We start from the raw sequence: 25,138 nt of genomic DNA, 5'->3' as shown, positions 1-25,138 counted from the left end.
CTAGTATGAACCAAAAAATTAAAATTTTAATGATTGATGACCATCCAATGATTATTGAGGGTTATCAAAACACATTGCAGTTTACCAAAAAAGAAAGTCAGATTTTAGAAATAGATATTGCAAATAATTGCGATGAAGCCATTGCGTTTATGGACAAATCTGTAGAAAGACAAATTCCTTACAATGTCTTATTTGTTGATATTAGTTTACCACCATCAACTGATGGTTTAATGACTTCAGGTGAAGATCTTGCATCTTATGCTCGTAAAATATTGCCCAAAGCCAAAATTATAATATTAACTATGTTTAATGAATCCTTCAGAATTCATAACATTATTAAAACCATCGATCCGGAAGGTTTTTTAATTAAAAGTGATTTAACTTCAAGCGAATTAGCAAGTGCATTTCAAGCCGTACTTAATAATCCACCATTTTATAGTGGAACTGTAAATAGTTTTATAAGAAAAGCAATTACCAGTGATATTGTTATAGACGAAAAGAATAGAAGGATACTTCATCTGTTATCACAAGGAGTGAAAACCAAAAATTTAGCATCACATTTAGATCTGTCTTTAAGTGCTATTGAAAAACGAAAAAAGCAGCTAAGAGATATTTTTGAGGTACAAGACGGTCAAGATGAAACACTTGTAAGTATCGCAAGAAATAAAGGATTTGTTTAATAAAGTAAGAGCTTACGTATTTTTGGAACTTTAATTTTGTTTTTTTTCAATTTTCCGACCCTCGGAAAGCCTTGCTATAACTGCAATTGCTATTTAACCCGTAAATCTGTTACGGGAAACCCGTAATTCAATTGGATTAAGATTGCCTATCTTTGTTACGTCAACACTTCTAAAAATTTGTAATCCCTCAATTTTTTTGTTGATAATAGCAATTTACATAAACCCTATGGAGGTGAGAGACCCATAGGGTTTCTTCTTTTTGTTCAGTATCTGATGTAAAAAACAATTTTTAAAAATAGTTCATGACCAAAAACCAAAAAAATCGTATTTTTCGGCCATAGTTTTCTAATATGAAGCAAATTTACGTTATAATAGTTGTCTTGTCGCTTGTATCTTGCGAATATTTTAATGTGAAAAAAACATCATCTGAAGCCATTCTAACTGAGGAATTAAAAACCTTTAATTGGAATGATGTGGATGAATATCCTTCATTTTCCGATTGCGATTCTATTGAACGTAAAGAGGAAAAAACCTTGTGTTTTACTAATAAGTTAACCACACATATTTTAGATCATTTACAAAGTAAATCGATCGTGGTAACCCGCGATGTTTCAGATACAATTCATTTAAAATTTCAAGTGTCTGAAACGGGTGTTTTATCTCTTTTAAAAATTGAAGTGGATAGTACAATTACTAAAGAAATACCGAATCTAGAGGCCTTAATTCATTCAAGTTTAGATTCTCTACCCAAAGTGTTTCCTGCTATAAAACGTGGCCAACAAGTTAAAACAGAATTTGAATTGCCTGTTATTATTCAAGCTAATTAAGCTATTTTTTAAAATGGCGTCCTTTCCATTTGTAACTTGAAAATAATGATGTGAACACCACATACATTGTAAAAAATGGATAGGCTAAAAAGGCCAATATAAAACTTCTTAAGACTCCTTTCTGATTAAAGAATATGGCCGATTTGTAAATTAAAAAGAAATCGATATTAATTTTAATTATCAGAATATATAAAAATGCTTTTAGGTTAAAATTACCTATAACTGTAAGCAGCAACAAAGCGATTATAAGTGCATTTTCCAATAAAACAATTAAGCCTGTTAATTTTCCAAACCAATTGTTGTAATTCCCTGTTTTAGCTGCCCAACGTACACGTTGGCTTATTAGCGATTCTAATTTGGGCTGTGCGTGGGTTAAAACAATAGCATGTTCACATTTTAAATAATGAAGTTGTTCTGGATACAATTTAGCAGCTTTTTCTAGTAGAAAAATATCGTCGCCACTGGCTGTATTTGTATTGCCTTCAAATCCATTTAATGCTATAAACAACAATTTTTTGTAAGCGAAATTGGCACCATTACATAAAAACGGTTTTTTAATGCCAAAACCGCCAATGGTCGTACCTTGCAAACTCAAGAGGTCTAATACTTGAAACTTATTCAAAAAGTTAGCTTTCTCAAGATAAGTAACTGGAGCTGCAATGCAGTTTACATCGTTCTTCTGAATGAATTCATCAAAACTATCCAGCCAATAGTTGGGTAATAAACAATCGGAATCGGTGGTGATAATCCATTCATATTTGGCCTGTGCAATAGCGGTAGTAATGGCGTCTTTTTTTGGTGAATTCGTTTTGCGCTCATTGGAAATAATACGAATGTCACCATCAGCCTGGTTGAAGGGCCTTTCATTTATATAGTTTTCAATAATTTCAACCGAATTATCTTCAGAGTCATCATCCACAAAAATAACTTCAAACAATGCCTTTTGATAATTTAAAGCAAGGATAGATTTCAACAAAGCGGGCAAATTTTCGGCTTCATTTCTAAAAGGAATAATAATTGAAAATTTTGTTTTGGCAGGGATATCTTCTAATTTAAAAACCTTTATTTTATCAAACCCAAAGGCAAAGCTTCCAATTAAAATAAGATAACAAATGGTAATTATAATACTGGTTAATATCATGCGCTGACTTCAGGAAGGTTAAATTTTAATACAAAATAGCTTCCAAAAATACTTGGAACTACAAAATTAAAAAGCCACATAATTGAGACTATGCTTAAAATGGTTATGGTGTTCATGCCAATAAAACTAAATAAATAAACAGCCAAACCACCTTTTATTACCACATCAAAAATAAAAATGGATGGGATAATAGAGGCTAATAAATACATGGTAGTAATAAGTGTCATGGCATGAAAGTAGGCGATTTCTATTCCGAAAAGGTTTAGTAAATAGTAAAATTGAAATGAAAAAACCAAGTATCTTAAAAAGGATAACAAAATACCAAATACCATTATGTTTTTTGGAAACTCCGTAATAAACCGTTGAATCTTGCTTGCAAAAATGCCTTTTGTAACTTTTGTTTTTCGAATTAGGAACACCAAAACTCCAACTATCATTAAACTTAAGATAGCCGTATTTAATAAGTTGAAATAATTGATAGTTATTTGATATTTAGTAATAAATAAATAGCATCCTATGCTGCCTATAACACTTGTTATACTCATTTGCTGTAAGTTACTAATAAGGTTAATTAGCATAATACGTTTTCTGAGGTCTTTGGTGTAATACATGGCTTTTACACCATATTCGCCAATACGGTTTGGTGTAAATAACGAAGCTGTTAGCGAGCCCAAAGTTTGTTCTAAAGCATTTTTAAAGGAAATGACTTTTATGGAGGATACTAATTTTTGCCATTTTAATATTTCAAATAACCAATTGCAACTGCTTAAAAGCAATAAAACAATGATGTTTTTTAATGAAATAAGGTTGTTTTTGCTTAGAAATTCCGTGAAATTTGAAAATTCTAAATCGCTATTAGTAGTCAGTTTGATGTAGATAAAATAAAAAGCCAGAACAACAATGCTTATTTTAATAAGCACAAAAAAGAATTGATTAGTTTTGTATGGCAACTGGTATAGCATAAACTTAAAATGCAAATTAAACTAATATTATAATATCATATCATTTGTTCGGAGGTTTATATTGGTTTTAAAGTTGCTTTGAAAAATGAGTAAAGAAAAAATTATATTAGGAATAGATCCAGGAACAACCATAATGGGGTTCGGACTTATTAAAGTTGTTGGAAAAACCATGAGTTTTTTGCAATTGAATGAACTTGATTTAAAAAAGTACGACGACCATTACTTAAAGTTAAAACTTATTTTTGAACGCACTATCGAATTAATTGATACGCATCACCCCGATGAAATTGCCATAGAAGCACCATTTTTTGGTAAAAACGTGCAAAGTATGTTGAAGCTTGGGCGTGCGCAAGGGGTTGCTATGGCTGCAGGATTAAGTAGGGAAGTGCCAATTACAGAATATTCACCTAAAAAAATAAAAATGGCAATTACCGGAAATGGAAATGCCAGTAAGGAACAAGTTGCCAAAATGCTTCAAAGTTTGTTAGGTTTAAAAACCTTGCCTAAAAACCTTGATGCTACCGATGGTTTGGCAGCAGCCGTATGTCATTTTTATAATGAAGGCAGAATTGAGGTTGGTAAAAGTTATTCGGGTTGGGATGCTTTTGTGAAACAGAATGAAGCTAGGGTAAAGAAATAATGGCAGGAATTTATATTCATATCCCATTTTGCAAACAAGCATGTTATTACTGCGATTTTCATTTTTCAACATCATTAAAAAAGAAAAGTGAATTGGTTACTGCCTTGGTTAAAGAGTTAAAACTTCGGAAAGACGAATTCAAAAACCAACCGGTGGAAACCATTTATTTTGGTGGCGGAACCCCTTCTTTATTAACTATTGATGAATTAGAATTAGTAATAAATACGGTTTACAAACATTATAAAGTTAAAGAAAACCCTGAAATTACCTTAGAAGCTAATCCGGATGATTTAGTGTCGGTTCGAGCCCAGTCGAGAACTATTTTTGAAGATTACCTAAAAATTGGAATAAACAGATTAAGCATCGGGATTCAATCTTTCTTCGAAACCGATTTAAAACTCATGAATCGGGCTCACAATGCTGATGAAGCAAAAGCGTGTTTGCTAGAAGCGACCAAACATTTCGATAATATTTCCATCGATTTAATTTATGGCATTCCAGGTTTAACAAACGCAAATTGGCTAAAAAATATAGAGACGGTTTTAAGCTTTAATATACCACACATTTCAAGTTATGCCTTAACCGTAGAGCCTAAAACAGCTTTAGATTCCTTTATAAAAAAAGGCGTTATAAAAAATGTGGATGATGATTTGGCTCAAGAACAATTTCATTTGTTAATTGAAAAATTAGAAGCGTCTGGTTTCGTTCAATATGAAGTATCGAACTTCGGAAAACCCAATTATTTTAGTAAGAACAATTCAGCATATTGGCAAGGGAAACCGTATTTGGGCATTGGCCCTTCAGCACATTCCTTTAATGGTTATGAGCGTAGTTGGAATGTTCGAAATAATTCAAAATATATAGCTTCTTTAGCCCAAAATATACTTCCAATAGAAATTGAAGTACTTTCTGTTACAGATAAATACAATGAGTATGTTATGACGGGTTTACGAACCGTTTGGGGTGTTTCTTTAGAGAAAATTGAGCAGGATTTCGGAAAAATGTATAAAGACTATCTTTTAGAGCAAGCCGATTCGCATTTAAAAAATGATTTTTTGTATATTGATGAAGGTAAATTGCTAGTCACAAAAAAGGCTAAGTTTTTAAGTGATGGCATCGCCTCAGACTTGTTTAAAATTAATTTGTATTGATTGCAACGATTCAACATAAATCAAAAAAAATTAGAATAGATTTATCTAAACCTCTTGATATTTCAATGCCAATGCGCGCTTCAGATACTAATGTAAACGCATGGTATTTGGACGATCCTAAAATTGAACCTGTAATAAATGAAGATTGGGTTGGTAGTGTAAAAGCTGGAGCTGCTGTAAATTTTAATAATATTTATTTTAACCCCCATGCGCATGGCACCCACACCGAATGTATCGGTCATATTACAAAGGCGTTTCATTCTGTAAATAAAAATTTAAAACAGTTTTTTTTTACTGCCGAAGTAATTTCGGTGGCAGGAGAGAAGTATATGAAAGATACTATCATTTCAAAAAAACAAATTGAATTACTTTTAAAGAACAATACTCCCGAAGCTTTGGTTATTAGAACCATGCCTAATACTAAAGAGAAAAAAAAGCGACATTACTCGCACACCAACTGGACGTACATTACCGAAGAAGCCATGGTGTTTATTCGCGAAAAAGGCATTAAACATGTTCTAATTGATTTGCCAAGCGTGGATAGAGAACGCGATGGAGGAACTTTGTTGGCGCATAAAGCGTTTTGGGACTACGAAGATAACCAGCGCTTGGATTGTACCATAACAGAACTTATTTATGTTTCCAATAAAATTGATGATGGCAGCTATATATTAAATCTCCAAATAGCGCCTTTTGAAAATGATGCAACACCCAGTAAGCCTGTGTTGTATAAAATTTTGTAGTGTGATAAAAATATTTTTTTTAATTTTTTATATGCAAATTTTAATAGCATATTATGCTAAGGTTTCGTTTGTCTTGATGATTTTAAAATGCATATTTAGGTAAATTAAGAAACTAAACACCATTTTATGAACATAGAACAAATCCGCGAATACTGCCTTAAAAAGAAAGCTGTCACAGAAGATTTTCCTTTTGATGAAGATACGCTTGTGTTCAAAGTATTAGGAAAAATGTTTGCTTTAATCGGGTTAAAAAAATGGGAATCGGGCGAAAAAGCTATCAATCTAAAATGCAATCCCGATTATGCCGAAGAACTTCGGGCAGAATATAGCTGTATCCAACCAGGGTATCATATGAGTAAAAAACATTGGAATACAGTTCAGCTTCACAATGGAGATTTACAGCCTAAATTCGTTTTGGAACTTATAGATCACTCTTATGAAATGGTAGTAAAAGGAATGCCCAAAAAATTGCGGGATACTCTTTAATAATATGGTATATTTGCAGCGCTAAATGCATATCACTCTACATTTGTAAATCAAAAAATCGTCAATCGTAAATCAACATGAGCGTAATAGAAAAACTGCAAGAAAGAAGTAATACTACTTGCGAACTTTGTACTTCAAAAACTAATTTAAAACAGTATACCATCCCGCCGTCATTAAATGAAAGCGTAGATAATAGTTTATTGGTTTGTGGTTCGTGTTTAGATCAAATTGAAGGAAACGCTGAGATGGATGCTAACCACTGGCGTTGTTTAAACGATAGCATGTGGAGCGAGTTTGTTGCGGTTCAAATTATGGCTTGGAGAATGCTTCAAAGGTTAAGAAATGAGGGATGGCCGAAAGATTTGTTGGATATGATGTATCTGGATGACGAAGCTTTAGCCTTGGCAAGAGCAACCGGTGAACACGAGGACGAAGCAAATAAAATTATTCATCGCGATATAAATGGTGTTATTTTAGAAGCTGGTGATTCGGTAGTTTTGGTGAAAGACTTAAAAGTAAAAGGCTCTAGTATGGTTGCTAAACAAGGTACGGCCGTTAGAAACATTCGATTAGATCATGAAAATGCCGAATATATTGAAGGTAAAGTTGATGGGCAGCAAATAGTAATTATTACTAAATACGTTAAGAAAACCTAATTTGTGTTTTCAACAGGATGTGTCGGCTACAATTTTCCAAGCGCCATTAATACGTTTAAAAACAAGCATAAAAATACCATCGGCATTACCAACTTCACGTTTTATATGATACTCTCCTAATACAAAATATGCATCATCGCTAATTTTAGTGATATCATTTATTTTGAAACTTAATTTACCAGTGTGAGCCTCGGTAGGATAGGCTTTTTCATAACGAATAAGGGTGTTTTCCCAGCCTTGTGTTATGCCATTTGCACCATAAAACATTAGAGAATCACTTTTCCAGTAGCCTTCCATGTAGCCTTCCATGTCATGCTTGGACCATGCAATTCGTTGCGCTTTTAAAACAGCTTGAATTGCGTCTTTATCCTCCTTTTCAGAGGTTTGCGCAAAGGTGTTATATGTAAAAATAAAGCAAAATAATAGTATTATACCTTTCATCTAGCTAAAGCGTTTAGTTTTTCTTGTCGGTAAAAATAGCTAATTCTTTATCTCGTACTTGCAACTCGTCGATAAATTTTGCATATAGATTTTGTTAAACTAAAGTTAAAATCTATTTATCGAATAAATAAGGTTAATTGGTTTGTGATTGTTATATTTACTATATACTAAACTAACTAATAGCCCGGATTTATTATTAAACCAACTAAAACTAACTAATTATGGATTTAAAAATTACAAGCTGCAACAATTTTTTTAAAATTAAAGGCAGTCTAGACAAAAACACTTTAGTAATCTTTCAAAGCGAGTTCAATAATATTTTTGACCACGTAAATTCTTTAACCATCTCAATAGAAGAAGTTACAAATATGGATCGTTTTGGGGTAAATGCTTTAACAGAACTTCATAAAGAGGCTGTTAAGCACAATAAAAGATTGTCTATTATTGGCTTCGGTTGTAAAGATTTATACAATCATTTTAAAACTGAAATTGCTGCATAAATTATAGCATATTTTTCTGTTGTTTGTAAAAAGTATCAGCTTGAAGCTGCATAAGTTCCCTCGCTTTTGTATGCTTATAATCGTAAAGTTCATCTTCTTTTTCTAAATTAGAATAAATGCGGTCGTTAATAGCAAAATCTGCTTTTAGCATCGCTTCTCGTTGGTTTTTATTTTGAAGAACGTTCGATTTTATGCCGGTTTCTTCATCTTCCAACTTGTAATCGTATGCGCCTTTTGGTGATAGTAATTTGGCTATAATTGGAGACGTTTCAATAGCTAAAAACAATAAGAAAATAAAAAATGAAGGTAACCAAGGCAATTTGCCTAAGGCATTTACGCGAGCCATCAAGCCATCAAAATTATTGATAATGGGTTGTGTAGAGGTAACTTGGGTTTCAAAATCGTTTTGCAGTTTAGCTATTTGAGATTCTGTAGCAGTAATTTTGGCTTTGTTTTCTTCTTTAAGTAATTGCAATTCGGCTAATAGGGCATCGTGTTTGTCGCGTTTTTCTTTGTAAACAGGACCTTTTCCCAATAGTTTGGTACCGGCAGTTCCTTCGGCTTCGGCAATATACGCGTTGTATAGCGCATTGACTTCAGCTTCTTTATTGGCTATTTCTTGTTGTAAGGTGGTGATGTCTTTATTTAAGGCCTCAATATTAGGGTTGAATTGTTTTGCTATTTGGTTTTTATTGGCAAGCGTTAATTCGTTTTTCTGTTCCAACAATACCTGATTGATTTCTTTTTCAAAAATTTTAAGTTCCAATGGTTTTGAAATGACGATGGCAATGATAAGGGCTAGTAAAATTCTAGGAGTTGCTTGTACAAGTTCATCTAAAACGTTTCCTGTTTTTTTAATGGTTGACACAATGTATCGATCTAAATTAAAAATGAGTAATCCCCAAATTAATCCAAATAATATAGATGTGTATAAATTGTCAAACACTGTGTAAAGAGCGTAACTTCCGGCTATAAAAGCCATAACAGCTGTAAAGAAAACGGTGGCGCCTATACCCGCATATTTATTTTGTTCGCCTTTAGAACATTGTTCTAAAATATCGGTATCTGCGCCAGAGCAAATGATGAAGAATTGCTTTAACATAATATATTCGTTTTTTGATTGATTGATTATTAGAACGTTAAAGCTGGTGTTTTGTTACAATATTCAGGAAAAAATCACTTTGTTTTAGACCGAATACTTTCTATAATCACCGTTCCAAGGATGAGTGTTCCGCCAGTATAGGTGTTGATTGATGGTGATTCATTTAAGAATAAAAAAGCAATTATAATCCCAAAAATGGGTTGAGCTGTTCCAATAATGCTTGCTGTACTAACAGAAAAATGTTTTAAACTCATTACAAATAATGTGTGGCCAATAGCCGTTGTAATAAGAGCCAGAATTATCAAGTGTGGAAGCTGTTCTGTAGTGTTCACAGTATCCATCAAGAAAATTACTGGAATGAGAAGAATGGTTAGAAATAGGGTCTGATAGGTCATTAAGGCCGAACCATGATAATTTGAAACATATGGTTTTAACATTAAATTTCTAAGAGCATAACAAACTGCCGAAAAAACGCCAAAAAGAATGCCTTTCACATAAGTGTTTTTAAAATCAAAATCTGGTGCTAAAATGTAAATTCCAGCTAGTACTATGATTCCGAGAATAACATGTGTTGAGCTGAGCTTGGTTTTGCTGAATAGGGGTTCTAAAAATGCAGTAATAACCGGAAATGTAAATAGAGATAACATTCCCAAAGCAACATTAGAGAGTTTTAAGGCATAGAAATAAGATATCCAACTAATGCCTAAAAATATAGTGCTTAAAAGGATTGTGATAAGGTCTCTCCTGGATTTAATCTTTAAATCAATTTTTTTTATTTTACAAAAAAGAAAAAGAAATAGGGCACTCAATGATGAACGCCACCAAGTTATAACAGGTATAGGTAGGTTTATGAATTTACCTAAAGACCCAGAAGTACTAATTAAAAGTGCAGCGAATAAAAGCGTTGCAAGACTAGAGGTGTATCTTTTTCTCATATAGGATTCTTAGTGATTAATTGTATACAAGCCTTTTAAAGCATGGTATTTGTGGTTTTTAAAACATCATTTTTGTTAAGCTAAATCTGCACTTATTTAGGGCGATTTAAGAAGTTCAATAAGCTCCTCTAAAAACCGTTGTTTATTTTCTTTAATGTATAATTTAATGGTATCCAAAAATAAAATTCAAAGCTTATTTTGAGTCTTCTTCTTTGTGTTGTTAAAGCTGTAAAATTAGTGTCAATTAGTTTTAAAATCTATTTTTTATATGAATACAGAAAATATATTTATATATTTGAAAAATACAGTAAATTCGAACTATTTTGTATTTTAGGACTGTATGAATTCAGAAAAATAATCTTGTATGGATAAAATCGACAGAAGAATATTAATGGAGCTTCAAAAGAATGCTAAACAAAACACTAAGGAAATTGCCAGTAAAGTTGGATTAAGCGTTACACCAACCTATGAGAGGATTAGGAAATTAGAACAACAACAGGTTATAAAATCTCATGTCGTTCTTCTCGATAGAGATAAAATTGGAAAACATGTTTTGGCATATTGCCAAGTTTCTTTACTGAAGCATCAAAAAGAACTATTAGATAACTTTAAAGAGCAAAGTTGCTTGCTTTCTGAAATAATGGAGTGTCATCATGTTTCAGGAAATTTTGATTTTCTATTAAAAGTTGTGGTAGGGAATATTTCTGAATTTCATCATTTTATCAATGAAAAACTATCTGTTGTTGATGGTATTGCAAAAATACAAAGCTCATTTGTTGTGGATCCTGTAAAGGAAAATTCTATTTTTTGTTTGTGATTACTCTTGAGACCTAACTTTTCTTTTGTCTGTCGATAACGTTAAGATCAGCTTCCATTTTAATGAAGTTTATCGATTGCCAAATGAGTGCGGTTGAAAAATATCACAAAATTAAATTAAGAAGTAAAAAAATTAAGACATGAAAACTGTCTTTTGAATTAAAATCCAAAATGCTCGTTAGGCGAGTGTATGGCGTCGCTGTTTAACCCAAAGCCCGTTAAAATGGTTTCACTTTTTAGTTCTTTCACGAAAAGCAATACAATAGGTGTGCAGCCGCCGCTACGTTGAGGTTTTTGGGTTTTTCCGAAGTTTTGTTGGTAGGCTTTACTTGCGGTTTATGTGACTTTGTAATGAATCAATATTACGGTTTAAAGCTTCAATTTTGGGAGAGAATTGTTCGGCTATTTGATTTTTGTTACTTAAAGTCAGCGCATTTTTCTCTTCCAATAACACTTGATTAATCTCTTTTTCAAAAATTTTAAGTTCTAAGAGGTTTCGCGATCACTATGGCATTAATTAGTGCTAAAATTATTCTTGGTGCGGCTTGAATTAATTCATCTGTAAAATGGCCATTTTTTTTAATGGTTGAAACGATATAGCGATCTAAATTAAAAATGAGTAATCCCCAAATTAAGCCAAAAAGTATTGCAGAATATTAATTATCGAAAACCGTAAATAGAGCATAATTAGCGGCAATTGTAGCTATTATTGCAGTAAAGAAAATCGTAGTTCCAATTCCGGCATATTTATTTTGTTCGCCTTTGGAGCAGGCGTTTAAATAAATATCGGTATCGGAACCCGAGCAAATAATGAAGAATTGCTTTAGCATAATGATTGATTTTGATTGATGGTTGACTATTAGAACGTTAAAGTTGCTATTTTGTTACAAAAAAATATTAAAAAGAATGGAAATCAAGTGTTTCTGGACCGCACACTTTCAATAATAACCGTAGCAAGAATGAGTGAACCGCCTAAAAAAGTATTTAAGGTTGGTATTTCATTTAAAAAGAAAAACGCTATAATAATTCCGAAAATAGGTTGTGAACTACTTATGATGCTAGCGGTACTTACGGTGAAATGTTTTAAACTATTTACTAACATGGTATGCCCAATGGCTGTAGTTAGCAGTGCTAATGTTAGCACATAAGGGAATTGGGTACTTATTGCTGAGGTATCCATAAAAAATAATATAGGTGCTAACATAATAGCGAGCACCGCTATTTGATAAAACATGATACTGGTACCATTATAAACAGCCGTTAGTTTTTTTGATAGGATAAGACGTAAGGAATACAATGAGGCCGATAGTAATCCTAATAAGATACCTTGCATATAGGTGCTTTCCAAATTAAATTCTGGGGCTAGAATGTAAATGCCTAATAGTACCATAAGCCCTAAAATGATGTAAACGGGATCGAATTTTACTTTTATAAACAGCGGTTCTAAAAGAGCTGTTATGATGGGATATACAAAGAGGGAGAGCATCCCGATGGCCACATTGGTGAGTTTTAAGGCGTAAAAATAGGTTATCCAATGGCTACCCAATAAAATGGCACTTATAAAAATAGTTGTAAAATCTTTTTTTGAATGTATTTTGTGGTTGTACTTTTTGTACATGATAAATGCCAACAGAAATAAGCCGCCTAATGCACTACGCCACCAAATAATGATTGGTGTTGGCATATCAATAAACTTGCCTAAAGCACCTGATGTACTTACAAATAATGTTGCCAATGTAAGTTGAATAAGGTGGTTGGAATGTTGGTTTTTCATTTGAAGTTAGCCTTCTGTGTAAGCGATTGAAGTGAAAATCCTTTTGCTTTTTTGCAAAAGATTGTAACGTAAAGCGCGACCCCCGATTTTTCATCGGGGGTTACGCCAAAAAAAATTATTTAGAAAGCTCGGTAAAGTGTTTGTAAAATAATGGAATGGTTTCAATACCCTTTAAATAGTTGAAAATACCGAAATGTTCGTTTGGTGAGTGTATGGCATCACTATCCAAGCCAAATCCCATCAAAATGGTTTTGCTTTTTAGTTCTTGCTCGAATAAGGAAACGATTGGTATGCTGCCACCGCTACGTTGTGGAATAGGGGTTTTACCAAAAGTATCTTGGTAGGCTTTACTTGCTGCCTGATAACCAACACTATCTATAGGTGTTACATATCCTTGTCCACCATGATGCGGTTTCACATTTACGGTAACGCCTTTGGGGGCAATATTTTCAAAATGAGATTTGAAAAGCTGGGTGATTTCTTCCCAATCTTGATTTGGCACCAATCTCATTGAAATTTTAGCATAGGCTTTACTTGCAATAACGGTTTTTGCGCCTTCGCCCGTGTAGCCACCCCAAATGCCGTTAACATCTAAGGTTGGGCGTATGGAGTTGCGTTCGTTGGTGGTGTAGCCAGATTCGCCGTAAACGGCTTCTATGTTTAGGGCTTTTTTATAATCGTTTAAATTGAATGGTGCTTTTGCCATCTCTGCACGTTCTTCTGGGCTAAGTTCTTCAACCTTATCGTAAAAGCCTGGAATAGTTATGTGGTTATTTTCATCGTGAAGAGTCGCTATCATTTTTGCCAAAATGTTAATTGGGTTGGCTACAGCGCCACCATACAAGCCGGAATGTAAATCGCGGTTTGGACCTGTAACTTCAACTTCAACATAGCTTAAGCCACGTAATCCGGTGGTGATGGATGGCACATTGTTGGCAATCATACCGGTATCGGAAATTAGAATTACATCATTTTTAAGTTTGTCTTGGTTGGTTTTTACATAGGATGCTAAATGTACACTGCCAATTTCCTCTTCGCCTTCAATCATGAATTTTACGTTGCATGGTAGTTGGTTTGTAGCCGTCATAAACTCCATGGCTTTTACGTGCATGTACATTTGTCCTTTATCATCGCAGGCACCACGTGCAAAAATGGCACCGTCGGGATGTAAGTCTGTTTTTTTAATTACAGGTTCAAAAGGTGGTGAATCCCATAAATTTATTGGGTCTGCCGGCTGTACATCATAATGGCCGTAAACTAATATTGTTGGTAATTTTTTATCTATTATTTTTTCGCCGTATACAATTGGGTGACCTTGGGTAGGGCAAATTTCAACGGTATCGCAACCTGCTTTTTCTAAACTAATTTTAACGGCTTCTGCTGTTTTTAAAACATCGTTTTTGTATGCGGAATCTGCACTTATGGAAGGTATTTTAAGTAATTCTATAAGCTCGTTAATAAAGCGATCTTTGTGTTCTGTAATGTAAGATTGTATGTTGTTCATGAAGTATTTTTAATGTTACTTCAAAAGTACAAAAAAGATATAGTTTTGTTTAAGTCTGCCGTTTAATCTTGTTTAATAAAACCCGCTATAGATGGAATTAGAAGCTCCGCTAGTGGTAATTTTGGATTTTTATAAGTTGCTATGTTTTTGGCTATATCTGCCTCAACTTCCTTTAAAACATGATTCATGTTTTCGATAATAACTATTTGCGCATTTTTATTGGAGTTAGAAAGCATTTCAGCATCCTCTATGCTAACCTGAATATCGGTGGTTCCTTGAACTATTAAAATAGGGATGTTTAAACTAGCGATTTCAAATTGCGGATTGTATTTAAACCAAGAAATTAGGTATGGTTGCACGCTAGGACGGAATAGAGCGTTTAGCATTTCTGGTGGATTATTAACGGTTTTTCCCTTTTCTAAGGATTCAATGATGGGGATGGATAGAGGAAAGATAAGGCCAGGTTGCTCCTTAAGTTGTTTTCTTAAAATAGTACTGGCAGGATATCCTGCACCAGCTACAGAAATAAATTTATCGGCGTTTGCTTCTTTACAAGCCATTATGCCAATTAAAGATCCTTCACTGTGTCCTAAAATTATTAAATGGTTGAATCTACTATCTTTTTTTAATACTGCGCACCATTCAATAACATCATTGATATAAGTTTCAAATCGTAAATCTAATTCATTAGTGCTGGCAGACTGGCTTTCTGCTATACCACGTTTATCAAAACGTAATGAAGAGATTCCATTTTCCGTTAAGCCCTCAGCAAGCATTTTTATAGCATTGTTAGTCATTATGGGGTTGTTGCCATTTCTATCGGTAGGCCCAGAGCCAGTAATAATTAAAACAATAGGTGTTTTTTTAGAAGAATCAGCGACCAAAAGTGTGCCTTGAATGTTTCCCGTTTTGGTAACTAATGTTATTGCTTCTTCAGTTGATTGCGAAAAAAGAATATTTCCAATACCTAAAATCAGGATTGTTATATATATTTTTCTATCTATAATAGTTAAGATTTTCAAGTGATTGATAGTTTAAGTGGCAAAATCTTTTTAAAAATATAAAAAAAGAATGTTTTTAGCCTTTAGAAGTTTGCAATTTAAAAATCTTGTTTATATTTGCAGACCTTTAGCGGGCGTGGTGGAATTGGTAGACACGCCAGACTTAGGATCTGGTGCCGCGAGGTGTGGGAGTTCGAGTCTCCCCGCCCGCACTTAATAAAGGAAAAGCCGAATTGAAAAATTCGGCTTTTTTGTTTTTTATCACAATCTTCAACAATCCTTAAGTCATAACATCTTAATCTAATCAGGTTACATTTACAAGCATGGGTTTGAAATGGTTTCAAGCTGCACTTCATTCCTTTGTAATTGAAAATCATTTAATTTAGATTCAATACAGTTTAATATAATTAGCATTTTAAAATAATTTTATTACATTTGGGTAATCGATTACAGAATAATGATATTTTGTGATTTTTTTATGTTGAAGCACTTAACATATTAAGTGTTTCTTTTTTGGTTATCAAATTGGTTGTGCCATTATTTAAATAGGTAAATAGAAGAAAGCGCATCTACCATGTTTTTTGTAACCTAAAATGAACACAAATAAAACGTTTGTTTAAAATTACTTAACTAAATATAAAATAGGAATTAAATTAAAAATTATGTCAATTAACTTATTCGATTTAACGGGGAAAGTTGCATTAGTAACAGGTGCAGTACATGGCTTAGGAATGGCTATGGCAAAAGGATTAGGAAATGCAGGTGCTACCATAGTGGTAAATAATAATACAGCAGATGCTTTGGATGCTGCAGTGGAAGAATATAGAGCTTCTGGATTTAAAGCGTATGGTTATGTGTTTGATGTAACGGATGAAAAAGCAGTGATAGAATCTATTGCGAAAATTGAATCTGAAGTAGGGCCAATAGATATTTTAATAAATAATGCGGGCATTATAAAAAGAACGCCAATTATTGATATGGAAGTTCCAGATTTTGAATTGGTAATAAAAATTGACTTAGTAGGGCCTTTTATTGTGTCTAAGCATGTAGCTAAAGGCATGATAAAACGTGGCGGTGGAAAAATTATTAATATCTGCTCGATGATGAGTGAATTGGGTAGAGATTCTGTAAGTGCTTATGCAGCAGCAAAAGGAGGTCTTAAAATGTTAACTAGAAGTATGGCTACAGAATGGGCTAGATATAATATCCAAACTAATGGTATTGGTCCTGGTTATTTTGCAACCAGTCAAACAGCTCCAATACGTGTAGATGGTCATCCATTTAACGATTTTATTATAAACAGAACGCCAGCGGCACGTTGGGGTGATCCAGAAGATTTACAAGGAGCCGCTATCTTTTTAAGTTCAAAAGCTAGCGATTTTGTAAATGGACATGTTGTTTATGTAGATGGCGGTATTTTGGCTACAATAGGTAAGCCTTCAAATGAAAATTAAAAAAAAGATAATCATCAACAATGAGTAATAAATTTATTCACGATAATTTTTTGTTAGAGAATAAATATGCTGAAGAATTATTTCATAATTATTCTAAAAATCAGCCTATTATAGATTACCATAATCATTTACCTCCCCAACAAATAGCGGAAGATAAAACCTTTGCAAACATTACGGATGTTTGGATAAATGGCGACCATTACAAGTGGCGAGCCATGCGTACTCTAGGAATTAATGAAAGGTTTATAACGGGAGATGCTTCTGATAAAGATAAGTTTTTAAGTTGGGCGAAAACGGTGCCTTACGCTATGCGTAACCCGTTATATCATTGGACGCATTTAGAATTAGCTAGATATTTTGATATTTATGATTTGTTAAATGAGAAATCTGCCGAAAAAATTTGGGAGGAAACTCAAGATAAATTAACGTCTGGTGATTATAGTTGTCGTAAACTACTTCAAAAAGTTAACGCCGAATATGTGTGTACAACAGAAGATCCGATTGATAATTTACAATATCACCAACAATTAGCTAAAAGCGATTATAACGTAAAAGTTGGTACGGCTTTTAGACCAGATAAAGTTATTTTAATTGATGCAGATGGCTATAACTTATATTTAGATACGCTTGCTGAGGCTTCGGAAGTAACTATAAATTCTTATGATGACTTATTAACTTCACTAAGAAAACGAATAGAATATTTTAATGCCAATGGTTGCCGAATTTGTGATTATGGTTTAGCTCAAATATATTTTGAAAACTATACAGAAAGTGAAATAAAGTCCATTTTTGCTAAAAAACGAGAAGGAAATACCATTTCAAGTGAAGAAGCTTTAAAATTCAAGAGTGCTATTTTATTATTTTTATGTGAAACCTACCATGAATTTGGTTGGGTACAGCAATTTCATATTGGGGCACTAAGAAACAACAATGCGCGTATGCATCGTCTTTTAGGACCAGATACAGGTTGGGATTCTATTGGCGATTATCCTCAAGCACAAAATCTTTCCGCTTTTTTAAACGCTTTAGATAGTAAAGATAAACTAACTAAAACCATTATTTACAACTTAAATCCTGCCGATAACGAAGTTATGGCTACGATGATAGGTAATTTTAATGATGGCAGCGTAAAGGGTAAAGTACAATGGGGATCTGGTTGGTGGTTTCAAGACCAAAAAGAAGGTATGACGAAACAATTAAACACCCTTTCCAATATGAGTTTAATAAGTTGTTTTATTGGGATGCTTACCGATTCTAGAAGTTTCTTGTCTTTTCCAAGGCATGAGTATTTCAGACGTATATTATGTAATCTTATTGGGGATGAAATTAAAAGAGGTGAATTGCCTAATGAAATGGAGTGGATAGGAAAAATAGTCTCTGATATTAGTTATAACAACGCTAAAGAATATTTTAAGATATAAAAAAGTAAATTTTAAAAAAACAAGTTAAAATAAACACCTAAGATAGGTGTATATTTAAAGCCAATTAAACCAGTAATTATGAATGAAACAGCAAAGATAGGTAACTATCGTTACAGAATTTTAGCACTCTTAATGTTTGCTACAACCATTAATTATTTTGACAGAAGTATTATTGGTGTTTTAGCTCCAACCCTACAAAAATTATTTGGATGGACTAACGCAGATTACGCCGGAATAATAATATGGTTTCAAGTAGCATATGCAATAGGGATGCTTTTAATGGGAGGTGTTATTGATAGATTAGGTACAAAAAAGGGCTACACTTTAGCGATTGGTACCTGGAGTATTTTTGGTATGTTACACGCCGTGGTACCAGCTTCGTTTAGTATTTTAGGATTCTCAATTGCCCGTTTTGGTTTGGGTATTGGTGAATCTGGAAACTTTCCGGCAGCTCAAAAAACAGTTGCGGAATGGTTTCCTAAAAAAGACAGAGCTTATGCTACCGGTTTGTACAATGCAGCAACAAGTATTGGGGCAATTTTAGCGCCATTTGTTATTGGATGGGTAGTACATGAAAATGGAAAGAACTGGCAAATACCTTTTTTAATTACTGGTGCTTTAAGTGCTATTTGGGTGTTTTTATGGTTTCGAGTTTATAAAAAACCGGAAGTTCATCCAAGTTTATCAAAAGCAGAATTAGAATACATTCAAAGCGATTCTGAAGTTGAAAACGAAGATAAATTACCTTGGAAGAGTGTATTTGATAAACGACAAACTTGGGCTTTCGCATTAGCAAAAACTACAGATGCTGTTTGGTGGTTTTATCTTTTCTGGGGGGCAAAATACTTATCCTTCACTTTTGGTGTTGATGTTAAAAATATAGGTGTGCCTTTCTTTGTTATTTATGCGATGGCCGATTTCGGAAGTATTTTTGGTGGTTATCTTTCTGGATTTTTTATTAAAAAAGGTTGGTCAATCAATAAAGCTAGAAAAATCACACTATTAAGTTGTGCGTTAATTATATTACCAGTTGCACTTGTGGCTATTACGGAAAGTAAATGGTTAGCTATTTTCTTAATTGGGTTAGGTGCAGCGGGCCATCAAGCATGGTCTTGTAATATCTTTACATTGGCTTCTGACGTATTTCCTAAAAAGGCCGTGGCTTCAGTTACAGGAATTGGAGGAATGTCTGGTGCAGTTGCAGGAATCGTTACATCGTTTTTATTAGGGCAAGCACTAGATTCTGCTGGTAAAGAAGGTTTCTTTTGGGCCTTTTTAATAGCGGGTTCATGTTACTTAATTGTTCTTGGCTTAGTGCATTTATTAATGCCGAAAATGACGCCTTTAGATGAAAATTTGAATTTGATAGAGAAATAATAAATTATTCTATAAGTATTAAAATCACAGTTTGTTTTCTAGAAAATAAACTGTGATTTTTTTTATTATAAAGTTTAGAGTTTAATAAATAATCGGTATAGAATTTTTAAGTTCCTAGAGGAGAGGCTGTAAGTTTTTATTTTGTGCTCATATAACCAGCCCTTTAGTGATGGGTTTATATGGAAATGATAAAAAACAGATAATCAATTTCTTAAAAAATAAATTTTGTGTTAAATTATTTGTGAACTTTGTATATTTATGAAATAAAAATAAGTATAATCATTATTTAATAATTAAAAAGATGTTAAGTATCACCTCAAAATCTAAAATTAGACCCTACCTATTAACCTTATTATTAATACCCGTATCATTAATTGCTACTGCTCAAAAGGAAGCTGGAGATATCGATTGGAAAAGCTGGAAAGTAGATATTCCTGTGGACGGTATTTCTAAAATAATTGAAGGAAAAGATATTAAAAAAGCACTTTCAAGTGGTGAATATAGAGAATACTTTAAGGAGAATTCGAACAGTACCATTGAGCTTTTGTCTAGTTATCTAGGGGCTACTGGTAAGGATGCCTTTGGGAATAAAAAACTAAATTATTCATCTAGTGAATTAGTAGAAGTATTTTATGATAAAAAAAGTGACTATAAAGAATATTGGACTAATTCTGGCAGACATATTCTAGAGTCTAGAATGAAAGCTTATAAAGTAAAAGGTTCGCCTGAAACTTGTATAGCTCGAATTATAGGTATAGATAAAAATGGAGCGAGTTATGATAAAATTCGAATTCTTTGGACAGACGGGTATATTTTCGCCGACGTAAATAGTAATGAATCTGGAGATGGGCAATATAAACAAACAAGAATAGCCAAAGTTGATAATAATATGTTCGATATTGCCTTGAAAATGATTGATGGTAGAGTTAGCTTGTCAATCTACTGTAAAGATTCGGATGTGGATAAAAAGAATTTTCCAATTGCCGAATTTAGGGATACCGAGTTTTCTCAAAATTTATTTAGAATTGGTAATTACTTCAATAACAGTAAAGGAACTGAAGATGCTGTTGTGGTGCAAATAAAATATGTAATGCTAACGCATAGTAAGAATTAGCAAATAATAAAATTGTTTTTAAACCTGTTGTTCTGTTTTGTAAATAGTGCAACAGGTTTTATTTTATGAATTGGCTAATGCTTTTGTTTTTAAAGAAGAGTCTCTTATAATTAACTCGGGTGTTAAAACAATTTTTTTCTCTGTTTTAACTTTTTTGTTTTTGGCTTCTTCTAGGAAAACCTGGGCGCAAATTCTGCCCATTTCTACTGGAGATTGATCCACGGAAGTGATAGAAAGTTCTAAAAAACGTGTAAAAGGTTCATTACTAAAACCAACAACACAAATGTCTTCTGGTATTCTTAATCCTTGTGCTTTTATTTCTTCAATAGCACCTAACGCTGTAAAATCACTAGACGAAAAAATAGCATCAGGAGGATTTGGATTTGCTAAAAGTAGTTTGGTTTTTTTTCTACCTTCCGCAACTTTACTAATAGACTCTATAACCAAACTGTCATCCAATTCCAAGCCATTGTCTAAAATAGCTTGTTTATAGCCCAAATAACGGTTTTTAAAAATTTCCATTTCACAATTATTGGATAAATGAGCAATGCGTTTGCAACCCTGATTAATTAAATGTTGAGTCGCCTCATAAGCACCTTTAAAGTCATTAATGGTTATAGAACTCACACCTTCCATGTCTCTTTTTCTATCGAAAAATATTAATGGAATCCCTTTTTTTAAAATTTTTTGAAAATGTTTTTCAGGCTCTAAACTCACATTACAAATAGACATCAAAATGCCATCAACTTGTATGTTCAGCAGCGAGTTTATTTTTTCAACTTCCAAATTTTCCTGATCGTGAGTTTGGCAAATAATAACATGATATCCCTGCGGGTGTAATTCTTCTTCAATACCACGGATTACAGAAGCAAAAAAATTGTTGTCTATTCGGGGAACGATTACGCCAACATTAAAACTTTTGCCACTTTTAAGAGCAAGAGCAAGTTTATTTTGTTCGTAATTAAGTTCTTTCGCAGTATTATTTACTAATTCACGAGTGCTTTCGCTTATTTTAGGGTTGCCATTTAAAGCTCTAGATACAGTTGCTGCAGTTATATTTAGTTTTTCAGCAATATCATAGATAGTTGTCTTCTTTTTCATCAATTTATGATGTCGGTTTTTTGGAAAATTATGAAAGAATTTAATCGTAATGTAAGTTACGGTTTTATCTTCTATTATTTAAGAAATTATTGAGTTTTAAGTAAATGCAAAGTCGAAAATTTCTATGACAAAGGTTAACTTAAATATGATAAAAAAGAAAAAATGATTCAATTATTTTTATCTAGTAGTTCTTAAACCTCTAAACATTTTTTCATAAGTAAATGCATAAATTGAAATCTATATTATTGATATTCAATATGAAAAATGGTTTTAGTTAGTTTTTTCTTAAAAGCCGCAATTATGTTCATATTTAATGATAAATAAATACCTCTATTGTCTTTAAAATTGGTGTTAGGTGAAATGTTTTGCTATTTTTGCAAAATTAATTTAAGTGGAAACCAACTAAGTTATTAGCTTTTAAAAATTAACATACAAAAAATGAACAAAAAATTAGATCAACAAGCCGCAGATAATATTCGAGCATTAGCTGTAGCGATGGTAGAAAAAGCGAATTCAGGACATCCAGGAGGCCCAATGGGTGGTGCCGATTTTATGCACATTTTATATTCTGAGTTCTTCAATTTTGACCCAACAGATATGGAATGGCCTTTCAGAGACCGTTTTTTCATGGATGCAGGTCACTTATCTACCTTAATGTATGCTCAGTATTATCTTTTAGGAAACTATAAAAAGGATGATGTTGCTAATTTTAGACAATGGGGTTCTATAACGCCAGGGCATCCAGAAGTTGATGTAAAAAGAGGAATAGAAAATACATCTGGACCATTAGGGCAAGGACATACCATGGGTGTTGGTGCTGCCATTGGTGCTAAATTTTTACAAGCTAAATTTGGAGATTGGATGAACCATAAGATTTATGGTTTTATTTCTGATGGTGGAATCCAAGAAGAAATTTCGCAAGGAGCAGGTAGGATTGCTGGTCATTTAGGACTGAATAATTTTATTATGTTCTTCGATTCGAATGATATTCAATTATCTACGGGAACAGAAGAAGTAACTTCTGAAGATACAGCCATGAAATACGAAGCATGGGGTTGGAAGGTAGTAACTATTGATGGACATAACCACGATGAAATTAGAAAAGCATTAACTGATGCCAATAACGAAACAGAAAAGCCAACCTTAATAATAGGTAAAACTATTATGGGTAAAGGTGCTGTAGCTGCAGATGGTAGTATGTTTGAAGGTCACTGCGAATTGCATGGACAACCAATTGGTCATACAGGTGCAGATTATGCAAAAACTTTAGAAAACTTAGGTGCTAATACTGAAAATCCATTTGATATTTACCCAGAAGTGGCAGCCTTATATAAAGATATTTTAAAAGCAAAAACAGCCAAAGCTGCGGATAAGAAAGCAGAAATTGCAACTTGGAGAGCATCAAACAAAGCATTGGCAGATAAATTAGATTTCTTCCTATCTGGTGAATTGCCAGCATTGGATTTTGAATCTATAGAGCATAAAGCAGGTTTAGCTTCTAGAGCAGCATCTTCAGGTGTATTAGGCTATTTAGCTGAAAACGTAGAAAACATGATTGTGTCTTCTGCCGATTTATCAAACTCCGATAAAACTGATGGTTTCTTAAAGAAAACACAGGCACTTAAAAAAGGAGACTTCAGCGGTTCGTTTTTACAAGCCGGTGTTGCTGAATTAACGATGGCATGTATTGCTAACGGTTTAGCCTTACATGGTGGAATTATCCCTGTGGTAGCTACATTCTTTGTGTTTTCAGATTATATGAAACCAGCCATTCGTTTAAGTGGTATTCAAGAATTAGGCGTGAAATATGTTTGGACACACGATGCCTTTAGAGTAGGTGAGGACGGACCAACACACCAGCCAGTAGAGCAAGAAGCACAAATTCGTTTGTTAGAAAAATTAAAAAACCACAGTGGTAACCCAAGTTTCTTAGCCTTACGTCCCGCAGATTCTGCCGAAACAAGCGTTGCATGGAAAATGGCCTTAGAAAATAAAAACACCCCAACGGGTTTAATTCTTTCTAGACAAAACATCAAAGATATTCCTGCAAAAGGAACTTCAAGATACCAAGAAGCATTAGCTGCGGAAAAAGGTGGTTATTTAGTGAAAGAAGTTGAAAATCCAGATGTGGTTTTAATAGCCAACGGTTCGGAAGTTGCAACATTGTTTGCTGCAGCTGAAATTTTAGAATCTGAAAACGGACTAAAAGTAAACATCGCTTCCGTAATCTCAGAAGGCGTATTCAGGTTACAGTCTGAAGACTATCAGGATTCTGTTATTCCAAAAAATAAACCATTATTTGGCTTAACAGCAGGCTTACCAATAAATTTAGAAGGTTTAGTAGGTGATAACGGAAAAGTTTTCGGATTAGATCATTTCGGTTATTCTGCACCAGCAAATGTATTGGATGAGAAATTCGGTTTCACAGGCGAAAAAGTAAGTCAACAAGTATTAGCGTATTTAAAAACACAACAAAACTAAAAACATAACGGATGAAATTTTTTATTGATACAGCAAACCTAAGTGATATAGCAGAAGCTCAAGCTTTAGGTGTTTTAGATGGTGTTACAACTAACCCATCATTAATGGCTAAAGAAGGTATTACAGGTGCCGAAAATATTCTAGAGCACTACAAAAAAATATGTGATTTAGTAGAAGGAGATGTAAGTGCAGAAGTTATTGCAACCGACTTTGAAGGTATGGTGAAAGAAGGTGAGGCTTTAGCGGCCTTACACCCACAAATAGTGGTTAAATTACCTCTAATTGCCGATGGTATTAAAGCTTGCAAGTACTTTTCAGATAAAGGTATTAGAACTAATGTAACGTTGGTGTTCTCTCCAGGTCAGGCATTATTGGCAGCCAAGGCAGGAGCTACTTATGTGTCTCCATTTATTGGTCGTTTAGATGATATTTCTACCGATGGATTAAATCTTATCTCTGAAATCAGAATGATTTATGATAATTACGGATTCCAAACACAAATTTTAGCAGCATCAGTACGTCACACTATGCACATCATTGATTGTGCTAAATTGGGATCTGATGTTATGACTGGGCCATTATCAGCTATAAAAGGCTTATTAAAACACCCATTAACGGATAGTGGTTTAGCTCAGTTTTTATTAGATTATCAAAAAGGTAACAAATAATATTTAGAAATATTATTGTAATATTTGTGACGTCCTGAAATAGGGATACAGAATTAATAATTTAAAGGTAGTGATTTTATGTCACTGCCTTTTTTAGTTTTATATTTTTTTCTTTTGATACTATTTTGTTTGTGCATTTGATTGGGAGTCAACATGTAATTGG

The 25,138-nt window shown here is 33.3% G+C and carries 24 protein-coding genes, 1 tRNA gene and 2 pseudogenes; 16 read left to right on the top strand and 11 right to left on the bottom strand.

What is annotated here, in order from left to right; all coding sequences use genetic code 11:
- Positions 1-5 precede the first annotated feature (5 nt).
- Together ABYI63_RS05390 and ABYI63_RS05385 are read left to right on the top strand one after the other, a co-directional pair.
- Positions 6-680, top strand: coding sequence for a response regulator (locus ABYI63_RS05390; protein ID WP_372754236.1), 675 nt, complete (start codon positions 6-8; stop codon positions 678-680).
- A gap of 350 nt (positions 681-1,030) precedes the next feature.
- The gene (locus tag ABYI63_RS05385; protein WP_372754234.1) at positions 1,031-1,507 is read left to right on the top strand and encodes a hypothetical protein; all 477 of its coding nucleotides are present in this window, start codon (positions 1,031-1,033) and stop codon (positions 1,505-1,507) included.
- 1 nt (position 1,508) lies between these two features.
- Here the strand turns inward: ABYI63_RS05385 and ABYI63_RS05380 are convergent, their stop codons facing one another.
- Together ABYI63_RS05380 and ABYI63_RS05375 are read right to left on the bottom strand one after the other, a co-directional pair.
- Complete coding sequence (locus ABYI63_RS05380; protein ID WP_372754232.1) at positions 1,509-2,648, bottom strand: glycosyltransferase; 1,140 nt, start codon at positions 2,646-2,648, stop codon at positions 1,509-1,511.
- The gene (locus tag ABYI63_RS05375; protein WP_372754230.1) at positions 2,645-3,568 is read right to left on the bottom strand and encodes a lysylphosphatidylglycerol synthase domain-containing protein; all 924 of its coding nucleotides are present in this window, start codon (positions 3,566-3,568) and stop codon (positions 2,645-2,647) included. The genes ABYI63_RS05380 and ABYI63_RS05375 overlap by 4 nt, the downstream gene beginning before the upstream one ends.
- A gap of 127 nt (positions 3,569-3,695) precedes the next feature.
- Here ABYI63_RS05375 and ruvC point away from each other — a divergent pair, with 127 nt between their 5' ends.
- The 5 genes from ruvC to ABYI63_RS05350 all read left to right on the top strand — a co-directional run bounded on the left by ruvC (position 3,696) and on the right by ABYI63_RS05350 (position 7,286).
- Positions 3,696-4,250 carry a crossover junction endodeoxyribonuclease RuvC gene (ruvC, locus tag ABYI63_RS05370; RefSeq protein WP_372754228.1) on the top strand — a complete coding sequence of 185 codons (555 nt, stop codon included), beginning with the start codon at positions 3,696-3,698 and terminating at the stop codon, positions 4,248-4,250.
- Positions 4,250-5,401: a radical SAM family heme chaperone HemW gene (hemW, locus tag ABYI63_RS05365; RefSeq protein WP_372754226.1), complete on the top strand. Its 1,152-nt coding sequence runs from the start codon at positions 4,250-4,252 to the stop codon at positions 5,399-5,401. Before ruvC ends, hemW begins: the two co-directional genes overlap by 1 nt.
- Positions 5,398-6,144 (top strand): cyclase family protein, encoded by a 747-nt coding sequence (locus ABYI63_RS05360; protein WP_372754224.1) that lies wholly within the window; start codon positions 5,398-5,400, stop codon positions 6,142-6,144. Before hemW ends, ABYI63_RS05360 begins: the two co-directional genes overlap by 4 nt.
- Positions 6,145-6,270: 126 nt before the next feature.
- Positions 6,271-6,630, top strand: coding sequence for an MmcQ/YjbR family DNA-binding protein (locus tag ABYI63_RS05355; RefSeq protein ID WP_372754222.1), 360 nt, complete (start codon positions 6,271-6,273; stop codon positions 6,628-6,630).
- A 77-nt stretch (positions 6,631-6,707) separates the two neighbouring features.
- Complete coding sequence (locus tag ABYI63_RS05350; RefSeq protein WP_372754220.1) at positions 6,708-7,286, top strand: PhnA domain-containing protein; 579 nt, start codon at positions 6,708-6,710, stop codon at positions 7,284-7,286.
- A 9-nt stretch (positions 7,287-7,295) separates the two neighbouring features.
- Here ABYI63_RS05350 and ABYI63_RS05345 read toward each other — a convergent pair whose 3' ends face one another.
- Complete coding sequence (locus ABYI63_RS05345) at positions 7,296-7,727, bottom strand: DUF4440 domain-containing protein (RefSeq protein ID WP_372754218.1); 432 nt, start codon at positions 7,725-7,727, stop codon at positions 7,296-7,298.
- A 221-nt stretch (positions 7,728-7,948) separates the two neighbouring features.
- Here ABYI63_RS05345 and ABYI63_RS05340 point away from each other — a divergent pair, with 221 nt between their 5' ends.
- Positions 7,949-8,227: an STAS domain-containing protein gene (locus ABYI63_RS05340; RefSeq protein WP_372754216.1), complete on the top strand. Its 279-nt coding sequence runs from the start codon at positions 7,949-7,951 to the stop codon at positions 8,225-8,227.
- 1 nt (position 8,228) lies between these two features.
- Here the strand turns inward: ABYI63_RS05340 and ABYI63_RS05335 are convergent, their stop codons facing one another.
- A complete protein-coding gene (locus ABYI63_RS05335) occupies positions 8,229-9,329 on the bottom strand; it encodes a DUF4407 domain-containing protein (RefSeq protein ID WP_372754214.1) in 1,101 nt (366 codons plus the stop codon).
- Positions 9,330-9,403: 74 nt separating this feature from the next.
- Positions 9,404-10,264 carry a DMT family transporter gene (locus ABYI63_RS05330; RefSeq protein WP_372754212.1) on the bottom strand — a complete coding sequence of 287 codons (861 nt, stop codon included), beginning with the start codon at positions 10,262-10,264 and terminating at the stop codon, positions 9,404-9,406.
- Between the two features lie 364 nt (positions 10,265-10,628).
- Between ABYI63_RS05330 and ABYI63_RS05325 the strand changes: the two genes are divergently transcribed.
- Complete coding sequence (locus ABYI63_RS05325) at positions 10,629-11,081, top strand: Lrp/AsnC family transcriptional regulator (RefSeq protein ID WP_372754210.1); 453 nt, start codon at positions 10,629-10,631, stop codon at positions 11,079-11,081.
- 164 nt (positions 11,082-11,245) lie between these two features.
- On the opposite strand, the pseudogene ABYI63_RS05320 reads toward ABYI63_RS05325, so the two are convergent.
- From ABYI63_RS05320 to ABYI63_RS05300, 5 genes and pseudogenes are all read right to left on the bottom strand, one after another.
- Positions 11,246-11,413: pseudogene (locus tag ABYI63_RS05320) on the bottom strand (peptidase dimerization domain protein); the annotation flags it as partial.
- Positions 11,409-11,910: pseudogene (locus ABYI63_RS05315) on the bottom strand (DUF4407 domain-containing protein); the annotation flags it as partial. The pseudogenes ABYI63_RS05315 and ABYI63_RS05320, both read right to left, overlap by 5 nt.
- Before the next feature lie 83 nt (positions 11,911-11,993).
- Positions 11,994-12,854: a DMT family transporter gene (locus ABYI63_RS05310; protein WP_372754208.1), complete on the bottom strand. Its 861-nt coding sequence runs from the start codon at positions 12,852-12,854 to the stop codon at positions 11,994-11,996.
- Between the two features lie 115 nt (positions 12,855-12,969).
- Positions 12,970-14,358, bottom strand: coding sequence for a dipeptidase (locus ABYI63_RS05305; RefSeq protein ID WP_372754206.1), 1,389 nt, complete (start codon positions 14,356-14,358; stop codon positions 12,970-12,972).
- A gap of 62 nt (positions 14,359-14,420) precedes the next feature.
- Positions 14,421-15,380, bottom strand: coding sequence for an alpha/beta hydrolase (locus tag ABYI63_RS05300; protein WP_372754204.1), 960 nt, complete (start codon positions 15,378-15,380; stop codon positions 14,421-14,423).
- Between the two features lie 109 nt (positions 15,381-15,489).
- On the opposite strand from ABYI63_RS05300, the gene ABYI63_RS05295 reads away from it, so the two are divergent.
- From ABYI63_RS05295 to ABYI63_RS05275, 5 genes are all read left to right on the top strand, one after another.
- Positions 15,490-15,571 (top strand) — tRNA-Leu (locus ABYI63_RS05295).
- Between the two features lie 450 nt (positions 15,572-16,021).
- Positions 16,022-16,813, top strand: coding sequence for a gluconate 5-dehydrogenase (locus ABYI63_RS05290; protein WP_372754202.1), 792 nt, complete (start codon positions 16,022-16,024; stop codon positions 16,811-16,813).
- A 20-nt stretch (positions 16,814-16,833) separates the two neighbouring features.
- Positions 16,834-18,234, top strand: a complete 1,401-nt coding sequence (gene uxaC / locus ABYI63_RS05285; RefSeq protein ID WP_372754200.1) for a glucuronate isomerase — start codon at positions 16,834-16,836, stop codon at positions 18,232-18,234.
- 78 nt (positions 18,235-18,312) lie between these two features.
- Entirely contained in the window at positions 18,313-19,611 is a 1,299-nt protein-coding gene (locus ABYI63_RS05280) for an MFS transporter (protein WP_372754198.1), read from the top strand.
- Between the two features lie 301 nt (positions 19,612-19,912).
- Positions 19,913-20,725, top strand: coding sequence for a polysaccharide lyase family 7 protein (locus ABYI63_RS05275; protein WP_372754196.1), 813 nt, complete (start codon positions 19,913-19,915; stop codon positions 20,723-20,725).
- A gap of 63 nt (positions 20,726-20,788) precedes the next feature.
- Here ABYI63_RS05275 and ABYI63_RS05270 read toward each other — a convergent pair whose 3' ends face one another.
- Entirely contained in the window at positions 20,789-21,826 is a 1,038-nt protein-coding gene (locus ABYI63_RS05270; protein WP_372754194.1) for a LacI family DNA-binding transcriptional regulator, read from the bottom strand.
- A gap of 438 nt (positions 21,827-22,264) precedes the next feature.
- Here ABYI63_RS05270 and ABYI63_RS05265 point away from each other — a divergent pair, with 438 nt between their 5' ends.
- Both ABYI63_RS05265 and fsa read left to right on the top strand, forming a co-directional pair.
- Positions 22,265-24,307 carry a transketolase family protein gene (locus tag ABYI63_RS05265; protein WP_372754192.1) on the top strand — a complete coding sequence of 681 codons (2,043 nt, stop codon included), beginning with the start codon at positions 22,265-22,267 and terminating at the stop codon, positions 24,305-24,307.
- Positions 24,308-24,318: 11 nt separating this feature from the next.
- Positions 24,319-24,975, top strand: a complete 657-nt coding sequence (gene fsa, locus ABYI63_RS05260; protein ID WP_372754190.1) for a fructose-6-phosphate aldolase — start codon at positions 24,319-24,321, stop codon at positions 24,973-24,975.
- Positions 24,976-25,138: the final 163 nt, after the last annotated feature.

The organism is Mariniflexile sp. (assembly GCF_041583155.1).
Taxonomy (GTDB): domain Bacteria; phylum Bacteroidota; class Bacteroidia; order Flavobacteriales; family Flavobacteriaceae; genus Mariniflexile.
This window is presented reverse-complemented; position numbering and strand designations above follow the sequence as displayed.